The sequence below is a fragment of the Xenorhabdus littoralis genome, from assembly GCF_033949345.1.
In the GTDB taxonomy this organism is placed as follows: Bacteria; Pseudomonadota; Gammaproteobacteria; order Enterobacterales; family Enterobacteriaceae; genus Xenorhabdus; species Xenorhabdus littoralis.
Window position 1 is genome coordinate 1 of the sequence record NZ_VCDP01000012.1, and the last position, 10,753, is coordinate 10,753.

Sequence of the window (10,753 nt, forward strand, 5' to 3'; positions counted from 1 at the left end):
AGCAGCGCAAACGCCTCGAAAAGGCGTTGAATATCGGGATCATGGGCCGTGGCCAGAAAATCCGTTAAATGGGGTGACTCTTTCGCCACGCGCTGAGCCAGTTCCCGCAGGTAGGCGCGTTCTTGCAGGTACAGGGATTCCTTGTTGTTTTTCATTGGGTTTCTCTTTTTACTCTAATGTACCGATGAATAATTAATCGGCATGTTATGCGTAAAGTTTATATAAAATCAGCACACTGTCAGAAGTGGCGGATTATTGTACGGGATTATTAATTAGCATGTTTAATGAAATGTAATTTTATGATGATTTGGGAAAACTCTTAGCGACGCTATCCGTTATGGCGGGGAGGGCAAGGGCACTGAGGCCGATGTTTTTTTGCATTTTGCAAAAATGAATTGTTTGCTGACTTTTGTGCCGGCTTTACCCCTTGATCTGATGCTTTGCCCGTTTTGTTGAGGAATAACGCGGCTTGTGTCGGAGACAATTGCATTTCCAACTCCACTCAGACCGCCAGCCCGTTGATAGATTTTCGAAAGTCGATAAACGGGCGGCACAAATAAACGTCCGGCACATCCACAGACATTTTCATGCGGCGAGTCCCCGAATAATCGCAATGATAACGTGCATGTCCGTGTCGGCAGGGAAACGCAGTGTGTCATGAGGTGTCTCAAATAAAATGGGGGCTACGCTGGGTGATACGGATTTTTTCTGAGCGGTACTGACTTTAATAAAAGCAGACGGCTTTTCCGGTGGATGGGAGCCGTGTTGGCGGTGGTGATAGAACCGGGTCATAGAGATACCGACTTTTTGGCAAAACTGGCGGACAGTCAGTTCGGATTTTTTCTGCTGTTCAAACATGTCCCGCCACTCGGCTTAAGTAAATCTGGATTGGCTCATGTGGGTTTTTTCCATAATAGGAATAAGTGAAACTATTTTAATCAATGGATTTACCCTGGTTAGGTGGGGTTCCCCGTACGCTTACAGTTCTTCATACGCCCATGCTCCCCATGCGCGGTTTATCCCCGTAAGTACGGGGATAAACCGCTTCCCATTAGTTATACGGTTTAGCTTGAGAGGTGTTCCCCGCAAGCACCTGTCTCTTGACCTATAAAATGTGACCAAGAGACAGGTAAGTCAACGCGGGTTTTTTTGTGTCTGCAATATATTGCATGGCGTGTATTTTGGATGGTTTATCATCAAATAAACACTTATTTTCAAAAATATATTGACGGTGTGCAGCGCTGGCAGTAAGATGCGCTTCGTTTTCGGCGAGTAGCGCAGCTTGGTAGCGCAACTGGTTTGGGACCAGTGGGTCGGAGGTTCGAATCCTCTCTCGCCGACCAGCATTCTGAAACCCCGCTCTTATGAGCGGGGTTTTTTCTTATGTGTTACATAAGCTTGTTTCATACTTCTCCTCATTTTACCCAAAGATGGATCATCCGTTATCCACCAAATCAGGGTATCTTTTCGGAACCACTTGAAATTCTATCTGCAAGTTGGCTCAAGTGTATTTTCGCCTCGTGTACATTGACTTGAATAGTCATAATTTTTCTCCTTTAGCAAAATTAATAGCAAAACTGTTACTTTAGCAAGAGATGTGATTAATCTTCCTTTAACCGTTTATATTCCAATTATTCCATTCATATTTTCTTTACCTGCATCTAATGTCTCCCGTCTTTCTTCCATAAGCTAAATTGCTCATTATTTAAGTAATTGGTCACAAATTCAAAATTATAATCACTAGAGATTAATTCTTTTCATATATTGAATTTTTAGTTGATTTATCTGGATAGTGAGGTGCGCGTCATATTTTTTAACCAGTTTTGTTAAAAATTCTTTTCTTTTATGTTCCTATCGTGTTTCTAATGCCACGTGTGATTATGTTGACGTTAGGCATAACAATTGATTAATTGATAAACGAAAAAATAAAACAAGCTGGGACAGTGACATTCAGGAAAAGAACGCTGGGCTGGCTAAGACACAATAAACACCATAAATGGAGTTCAAGTAATGGCAATCTCCAAGAAAAAACAGTCCGGTTTGTTAAAGCTGGGTATCGGTCTTGTTGCTCTGGCTATAACTGCCAGTGTTCAGGCCAAAACGCTGGTTTACTGTTCCGAAGGTTCTCCTGAAGGCTTCAACCCGCAGTTATTCACCTCTGGCACAACTTATGATGCCAGCTCAGTACCAATCTATAACCGCTTAGTGGATTTTAAGTTAGGTACAACAGAGATAATCCCAAGTTTATCTGAACGCTGGGAAGTGAGTGATGACGGAAAAACTTATACATTCTATTTGCGCAAGGGTGTGAAGTGGCAGGGCAGTAAAGAATTTAAGCCGACACGCGATTTCAATGCGGATGACGTGGTTTTCACTTTTATGCGCCAGAAGGATAAAAACCATCCGTACCATAAAGTGTCAGGTGGCAGCTATGAATACTTCACTGGCATGGATTTGGGTAACATCATCAGCAAAGTAGAAAAAGTGGATGATCATACTGTTCGCTTTGTGTTATCCCGCCCAGAAGCGCCTTTTCTGGCCGATATCGGGATGGATTTTGCCTCGATTATGTCCAAAGAATATGCTGATGTCATGATGAAAGCGGGCACACCGGAAAAAGTTGATCTTAATCCGATCGGAACAGGCCCGTTCCAATTACAGCAATACCAGAAAGACTCCCGCATTCTCTATAAAGCATTCAAGGATTACTGGGAAGGCCCAGCGAAAATTGATCGCCTAGTCTTCTCCATTACGCCTGATGCTTCTGTGCGCTATGCAAAATTGCAGAAAAATGAATGTCAGGTGATGCCGTATCCAAACCCTGCTGATATTGCCCGTATGAAGCAGGATAAAAATATTGTCCTGAAAGAACAGGCGGGTTTGAACGTGGGTTACCTCTCGTTTAATGTCACCAAACCACCAATGGATAACCAGAAAGTCCGTCAGGCTCTGGCGATGGCCGTAAATAAAGACGCCATCATTGAAGCGGTATATCAGGGGGCTGGTCAGAAAGCGAAAAATCTGATCCCACCGACTATGTGGGGCTATAACGATGACATTAAAGATTATGCCTATGACCCTGCCAAAGCCAAAGAACTGCTGAAAGAAGCGGGTTTCTCGAATGGTTTCGAAACTGATTTGTGGGCAATGCCGGTACAACGTCCGTATAACCCGAATGCTCGCCGCATGGCGGAAATGATTCAGGCCGACTGGGCGAAAATTGGCGTGAAAGCCAAAATTGTCAGTTATGAATGGGGCGAATACCTGAAACGAGCTAAAGATGGAGAGCCGATGACCGTCCTCTTTGGATGGACAGGAGACAACGGGGATCCTGATAACTTCTTTGGGACCTTATTTAGCTGTGCAGCGAAAGAGAGAGGCTCTAACTATTCCAAATGGTGTTACAAACCCTTTGAGAAAATCATTCTGGCAGCGCGTGAAACTGCTGACATCAACAAACGTACTGAGCTTTACAAACAGGCGCAGGTTGTCATGTATGAACAAGCCCCAGCATTGATCATTGGTCACTCTACGGTTTACGAACCAATTCGTAAAGAGGTGAAGGGATATGTGGCTGATTCCTTTGGTAAGCACCACTTTTACAACGTTGATCTCAAATAATTCTTGCTGTTGAGCTGTTGTGATTGACCATCCCCCAGACTTTTCTGTGGGGATGGTTTCGCTTCTTTAATGGGCAAGTCGAATCTGGTATGACACCAAGCGGCCTGAAGAGCCGTAACTGGTATCTAAAAAGAGAATTCAGGATATGCTGCAATTTATCCTCCGGCGTCTGGGGTTGGTGATCCCGACGTTTATTGGTATTACGCTGCTGACTTTCGCTTTTGTACATATGATCCCCGGCGACCCGGTGCTGATTATGGCGGGAGAACGTGGGATTTCTGCTGAGCGCCATGCCCAATTGATGGCTGAAATGGGGTTGGATAAACCTCTCTGGGAGCAATACTTTCATTATATCAATGGGGTAATGCATGGTGATTTGGGCATTTCCCTGAAGAGCCGCATTCCTGTGTGGGATGAATTTGTTCCGCGTTTCAAGGCGACTTTTGAATTAGGCTTCTGCGCGATGTTATTTGCCATATCCGTCGGGATTCCGGTGGGGGTATTGGCAGCAGTCAAGCGCGGTTCCGTCTTTGATCACACGTCTATCGGTTTGTCATTAACGGGCTATTCCATGCCAATTTTTTGGTGGGGGATCATGCTAATCATGCTGGTTTCCGTTCAGTGGGATCTCACCCCGGTTTCCGGCCGGATCAGTGATAGCGTGTTTCTTGATGACAGCAATCCCCTGACTGGATTTATGCTGATCGATACGCTGATTTGGGGGGAAGACGGTTATTTTATTGATGCAGTGATGCATATGGTTTTGCCTGCCATTGTGCTGGGGACGATCCCATTAGCTGTCATTGTGCGCATGACCCGCTCTTCCATGTTGGAAGTGCTGGGTGAAGACTATATTCGTACTGCCCGGGCAAAAGGCTTGAGCCGCATTCGTGTCATTATCGTTCATGCGTTGCGTAACGCGCTGTTACCCGTGGTCACAGTCATTGGTCTGCAAGTCGGGATCATGCTGGCGGGTGCGATTCTGACAGAAACTATTTTTTCATGGCCGGGATTGGGGCGTTGGTTGGTTGATGCTCTGCAACGCCGTGACTATCCGGTCGTACAGGGTGGCGTATTGCTGGTGGCAACCATGATTATTCTGGTCAACTTGGTGGTCGATTTGCTGTATGGCATCGTCAACCCGCGTATTCGTCATAAAAAATAAGGAGCACATGATGACTCAAACAACTGAGGCAGCGGTATCAGGTGCACCGAAATTGATGACACCGATGCAGGAATTCTGGCACTACTTTAAACGCAATAAAGGGGCGGTGGTGGGCTTTGTCTATATTGTCCTGATGCTGTTGATTGCGTTATTAGCCGAAATATTGGCGCCCCACGGCCCGGCCGAACAATTTCGTGATGCTTTGCTGACGCCTCCGGTGTGGCAGGACGGCGGAAGCTGGCAATTTATCCTCGGTACGGATGATGTCGGGCGCGATATTCTGTCCCGCCTGATGTATGGTGCCCGTCTTTCATTGCTGGTTGGCTGTCTGGTCGTGGTGATGTCATTGATAATGGGCATCACTCTGGGCGTGCTGGCGGGGTATTTTGGCGGTATCGTGGATACCATCGTCATGCGTATCGTCGATATTATGCTGGCTTTGCCAAGCCTGTTGCTGGCATTGGTGCTGGTGGCTATCTTTGGTCCGTCAATCGTCAATGCCTCATTGGCACTGACTTTCGTCGCCTTACCTCACTATATCCGTCTGACAAGGGCGGCGGTACTGGTTGAAGTCAATCGTGATTACGTCACGGCTTCTCAGGTAGCTGGCGCGGGAGCCATGCGCCAGATGTTCATCAATATCCTGCCAAACTGCCTTGCGCCGTTGATTGTGCAGGCGTCATTGGGTTTTTCGAATGCCATCCTCGATATGGCAGCCTTAGGATTTCTGGGGATGGGAGCGCAGCCACCAACACCAGAATGGGGCACGATGCTGGCAGATGTTCTGCAATTTGCCCAGAGTGCATGGTGGGTCGTGACCTTTCCGGGGCTGGCTATCCTGTTGACGGTATTGGCGTTTAACCTGATGGGGGACGGGTTGCGTGACGCACTCGATCCTAAGCTCAAGCAGTAGGGGTATTGTGAAATGGCATTGTTGAATATAGATCAATTATCGGTGCACTTCGGAGATGAAGATACACCATTCCGCGCCGTTGACCGTATCAGCTACAGTGCTGAGCAGGGCGAGGTGGTCGGGATTGTTGGCGAATCCGGTTCAGGTAAATCTGTCAGCTCACTGGCAATTATGGGGCTGATTGATTATCCGGGCAGAGTCATGGCGGAAAAACTAGAATTTAATGGCCGTGACCTGACTAAAATTTCAGAAAAAGAGCGCCGCCAGTTAGTTGGTACGGAAGTGGCGATGATTTTCCAAGATCCCATGACCAGTCTGAATCCATGCTATACCGTAGGTTATCAGATCATGGAAGCCCTGAAAGTCCATCAAGGCGGAAATCGAAAAACTCGCCATCAGCGGGCGATCGACTTACTGATCCAAGTCGGTATCCCTGATCCGGCCTCTCGTCTGAATGTCTATCCGCACCAATTATCGGGCGGGATGAGCCAGCGAGTGATGATAGCGATGGCTATCGCGTGTCGGCCGAAACTCCTGATCGCGGATGAACCCACAACGGCACTGGATGTCACTATTCAGGCTCAAATCATCGAATTGTTGCTGGAGTTGCAGCAACAAGAAAATATGGCATTGATCCTGATTACCCATGATTTGGCACTGGTATCGGAATTTGCGCACCATATCATTGTGATGTATGCGGGACAGGTGGTGGAAATTGGCAAAGCAACGGAAATCTTCCGGGCACCACGGCATCCTTATACACAGGCACTATTACGGGCATTGCCGGAATTTGCCGCGGAGAAATCCCGTTTGGCATCGCTACCCGGTGTTGTTCCCGGAAAATATGATCGTCCGGTAGGATGCTTGCTCAATCCACGTTGTCCTTATGCTAACGAACACTGTCGCCAAGAAGAACCTTCATTGAAATCAGTGGAAGGGCGTCAGGTTAAATGTCATATGCCACTGGATGATGAAGGGAGGCCAACAGTATGACGACTCAACCAAACCATGAACAGGGGAAAGCCACCGTTCCTTTACTGAAAGCCCGCGAGTTGACGAAATACTATCCGGTAAAAACGGGGGTATTCTCACCTGAGCGCATGGTTAAGGCGCTGGATGGTGTCTCATTTGAGCTGGAAAAAGGTAAAACCCTCGCTGTTGTCGGTGAATCGGGCTGTGGAAAATCCACATTAGGCCGCTTGTTGACCATGATTGAAAAACCGACTGGCGGAGAGCTTTATTATCTTGGTCAGGATCTCTTGGTGCCAAATAAAGAAGCGGAAAAACTTCGTCGCCAGAAAATTCAGATAGTATTCCAGAATCCTTATGCTTCCCTGAATCCCCGTAAAAAAGTAGGGCAGATTCTGGAAGAGCCGCTGCTGATTAATACCTCGCTGACAAAGGCTGAACGCAAAGAAAAAGTCTTGCAGATGATGGATAAAGTGGGGTTAAAATCGGAACACTATTCGCGTTATCCGCACATGTTTTCTGGTGGTCAGCGTCAGCGTATTGCCATTGCTCGCGGGTTGATGCTGAACCCGGATGTAGTGATTGCGGATGAACCCGTTTCTGCATTGGATGTTTCGGTGCGGGCGCAGGTTTTGAACCTGATGATGGACTTGCAGCAAGATCTGGGGCTTTCTTATGTCTTTATATCCCACGATCTCTCGGTCGTTGAACATATTGCTGATGAAGTGATGGTAATGTATTTGGGGCGCTGTGTTGAAAAAGGCAGCAAAGAGATGATTTTCCGCAACCCGCGCCATCCTTATACTCAGGCGCTGTTGTCTGCAACTCCTCGCCTGAATCCTGAATTGCGCCGTGAACGTATTAAGCTGACGGGAGAATTGCCAAGCCCGATGAATCCACCTTCGGGATGTGCTTTTGCAGCTCGTTGTCGTCGGGCATTTAATACATGTACCCAGTTTCAGCCTAAGTTAAAACAATATGGTGAACAGCTGATTGCCTGTTTCGCGGTCGAACAGGATGAAAAACCATCCACCTAATCATAACTGACCGTGGTATATACCCAATAGATTTCGGGTTGCCGCTTTTATACCACGGTCATTTTTCTACGTTTAATTCATCAAAATAAGACGAATTCATCAAAATAAGACGACCACAAAGAAAATCAAGTATACTCACTCACACTGTTAAAGTGTGCTAGCCAGTATTTTCACCACAATCGGTTTGGATAAGATGAAGTTGCGTGTCAAACGTTCGTTAACTATTAAACAAATGGCCGCAGTGACAGGAGTCACTTTGGTAACCATTGCTATTTTCATCACTATCCAATTATCGCATTTATTACAACAGCGGAAAGATGATTACATCAGCCAGCTTAATAATGCCGCTGTACAGATCCAGACTCCGTTGACAGAAGCGTTGTTGAGTTCAGATCTCAATAGAGCAAAAACGCTATTGATCGGGCTAAAAACCTCAGGCATTCTGGGCCGGGCCGATATCGTATTACCTGATAACGTTCGGGTGATGAGCCTGGATTTTGCAACTCATCGCCCTATACCTGAACTGGCAAAACAGCTTTTTGGCATCCCCGTTGAAGTAACCATTCCGCTCTACATTTATGATGTTTCGCCAAAAAATGCAGAATCACAGGGACATCTCATTTTGCAGGTTGACTCCAATCGGGTATACCGTTTTGCCTTGAACACACTCGCATTAATGTTGACTACCTATTTATTACTCGCACTGATTCTTACCGTATCGATAAGCTGGTGTGTAAATCGCATTATCATACATCCATTGCGCAATATTGCGCAGAAACTGAACGAAGAACAGCCACAAATCCCCATATCTTGTCCCAAACGTCATCAGGATGATGAGCTTGGGTTACTGGTAAAGGGCTATAATCGTCAGGTTAATAAGCAGAAAACACCTCAAAATGAAACCTTACAAGATGAATGATGGTCTAATCCTCAATGGTAATATCTATACCCGTCGTCTTCCCGGTTGCAGTTTTGTTGGCTACGCTACCTTATTTTTTACAACTACACCCGGTCGCATAGTTATCTATGTTCCTGGGAATTAATGAGAGGCTCCTGCTTCTCACCGGAGGCCAGCCTTTATCTGGTCAAATTCGTTCCCGACGAATTTGTAGCTCTCTTGCCATCGCGTTGCAACTCGAAATCCATAGGGTATAGGTCTTTATAATTGTCTTAGGTTTTGAAGGATAAAACTAAACAGGTAGGGGTAAGTGAGAATGCAGGGCAACAAAATCGGATATTTTATTGGTGGTGCGATTCTGGCAACAACTTGCTTAGCACAGGCAGAAACTTTACAGCCTGATCCGGCGTGGCAACAAGGCAAACTTGAAAATGGTTTCAGCTGGCAAGTCCTGCAAACACCGCAGCGACCCAATGACAGAATACAGTTGCGGTTATTAGTTAAAACAGGATCATTGGCCGAGAAAAACCAACAAAAAGGTTATACTTACCTTATCCCGAAAATTGTCCTATCCAGTAGTAAAGATTTATCATCGCAAAAACTAGAAAATCTGTGGCGCAACGCGATAGATACTAAAATCCCCTTTCCTCCGGCGATTGTTTCATACGACTTTACACTCTATAGCCTTAGCTTGCCGAATAACCGTCCTGATCTCTTGCAAGATGCACTGATATGGCTGTCGGATATTGCTGGTAGCGCTGTATTTACACCGGAAACCTTAGCGCAGGCCATGAAAGAGGCTAAACATCCTGTTACGACTTTTCCTCCTGATCCCCACGATCCGGTATGGCGTATGAGGCTGCAAGGCTCAACTCTGATTGATCATGATCCCGGAATGGCGGTATCTGAGCCTGTTGACATGAAGAAAATCGAAAACTTTTACCATCAATGGTACACGCCGGATGCCATGACATTGTACATCGCGGGGAATATTGACAATCGATTACTCTCAGAGCGAATAAATCAGGCATTCACACCACTGGCAGGTAAACGGCAGACACCCGTTCCGGTTCCGACACTTATGCCACTGAAAGCGGCAACGATTGGCGTAGTGAGTGATAAAGCTCAACAAGATGGCTTATCTTTAGCCTGGAATCTGAATTGGCAGCCGATTAACGATTCTCAGACACTGATTCAGTACTGGCTAAATGATCTGACGCGTGAAGCGCTTTACCGTTACCTGCAATTGGGATTAAAGGAAAAGCAGGATGACATGAAGCTGAGCCTGGATTGCCGTGTGCTTTACCAGCGTGCGAACTGCTCACTAAATCTGGATGCCCCTACGGACAAATTGATGGAATCCACATTATATCTGGCTTCTCAATTGTCATCATTGCGTGAGAACGGACTGCCGCAGGCGCAATTTGATGAACTTTATGCCCAAAAGCGGACTCAGCTCCAGCAATTATTTGCCATGTATGCCCGCACAGACACCGACATTTTGATTAATCAGCGTCTGTTATCACAGCAAAATAACGTGATAGACATCGCGCCTGAACAATTCCAGCGACTGAGGCAGGCATTTTTATCCTCCCTGACACCACAGCTTCTGAATAAGAAACTGAAAGAGATGCTGTCTCAAGAAATCTCTTTTATTCTGGTGCAACCAAAAGGTGAGGCACCGGTTGATGTTAATCAAATTAAAGATAGCTTTAACCAGATCATGAGACCGGGACCATTGCCGGAGAGTCCGAAACAGCCGGAAACGACAAAAGCTGCGGAGTAGACGGCGATTGAAAAAACACCCCGCTCCTTGCTTTTTTAATCCTTAAAAAAGCTGATGCCAAAGCGCTAGAAAACTATAATGAAAATAGAGAGTTATTTAATGCAATATTTGATGAGTTTGTGGAAGAATTGGACAAATGAAGAGAATGCGATTCTTTAGGTTATTGATGCGATTTGTAATGTAGTTATTACAAAGCGTGATCATAGATCTTAGCTCCGGTTCATTTATAGCACTTGTTTATTTCGGTTTGCTGACAAATTTTGATGATAAATATAGATATCTATTTTTCTCAATAACGGGACTAAAAAAAATCAGCCTGTTAAAAGACTAGCTGATTTTTTTAGTTATTAACCTGAATTCTGGA

Annotated in this window: 9 protein-coding genes and 1 tRNA gene; 8 read left to right on the forward strand and 2 right to left on the reverse strand. The window is 45.9% G+C overall.

The annotated features are described in order from the left end of the window. Both FE394_RS04280 and tnpA read right to left on the reverse strand, forming a co-directional pair. On the reverse strand, positions 1 to 155 hold a 155-nt coding region (locus tag FE394_RS04280), incomplete at its 3' end, for a type VI secretion system baseplate subunit TssF (RefSeq protein ID WP_319925177.1). Positions 156 to 585: 430 nt separating this feature from the next. Continuing rightward, positions 586 to 858, reverse strand: coding sequence for an IS66 family insertion sequence element accessory protein TnpA (tnpA, locus tag FE394_RS04285; protein ID WP_319925170.1), 273 nt, complete (start codon positions 856 to 858; stop codon positions 586 to 588). 408 nt (positions 859 to 1,266) lie between these two features. On the opposite strand from tnpA, the gene FE394_RS04290 reads away from it, so the two are divergent. The 8 genes from FE394_RS04290 (at position 1,267) to FE394_RS04325 (ending at position 10,389) form a co-directional block, all read left to right on the forward strand. Further along, a tRNA-Pro gene (locus FE394_RS04290) sits at positions 1,267 to 1,343 on the forward strand. Between the two features lie 667 nt (positions 1,344 to 2,010). After that, entirely contained in the window at positions 2,011 to 3,621 is a 1,611-nt protein-coding gene (gene dppA, locus FE394_RS04295; protein ID WP_319925171.1) for a dipeptide ABC transporter periplasmic-binding protein DppA, read from the forward strand. A 145-nt stretch (positions 3,622 to 3,766) separates the two neighbouring features. Continuing rightward, the gene (dppB, locus tag FE394_RS04300) at positions 3,767 to 4,786 is read left to right on the forward strand and encodes a dipeptide ABC transporter permease DppB (RefSeq protein ID WP_319925172.1); all 1,020 of its coding nucleotides are present in this window, start codon (positions 3,767 to 3,769) and stop codon (positions 4,784 to 4,786) included. 10 nt (positions 4,787 to 4,796) lie between these two features. After that, on the forward strand, positions 4,797 to 5,699 hold the full coding sequence (gene dppC, locus FE394_RS04305) for a dipeptide ABC transporter permease DppC (RefSeq protein WP_319925178.1): 903 nt from the start codon (positions 4,797 to 4,799) through the stop codon (positions 5,697 to 5,699). 12 nt (positions 5,700 to 5,711) lie between these two features. Next, positions 5,712 to 6,692 carry a dipeptide ABC transporter ATP-binding protein gene (dppD, locus tag FE394_RS04310; RefSeq protein WP_319925173.1) on the forward strand — a complete coding sequence of 327 codons (981 nt, stop codon included), beginning with the start codon at positions 5,712 to 5,714 and terminating at the stop codon, positions 6,690 to 6,692. After that, entirely contained in the window at positions 6,689 to 7,705 is a 1,017-nt protein-coding gene (gene dppF / locus FE394_RS04315) for a dipeptide ABC transporter ATP-binding subunit DppF (RefSeq protein ID WP_319925174.1), read from the forward strand. The genes dppD and dppF overlap by 4 nt, the downstream gene beginning before the upstream one ends. A gap of 193 nt (positions 7,706 to 7,898) precedes the next feature. Further along, a complete protein-coding gene (locus tag FE394_RS04320) occupies positions 7,899 to 8,624 on the forward strand; it encodes a HAMP domain-containing protein (RefSeq protein WP_319925175.1) in 726 nt (241 codons plus the stop codon). A 295-nt stretch (positions 8,625 to 8,919) separates the two neighbouring features. Then, positions 8,920 to 10,389, forward strand: a complete 1,470-nt coding sequence (locus FE394_RS04325) for an insulinase family protein (RefSeq protein ID WP_319925176.1) — start codon at positions 8,920 to 8,922, stop codon at positions 10,387 to 10,389. The last annotated feature ends 364 nt before the right edge of the window (positions 10,390 to 10,753 follow it).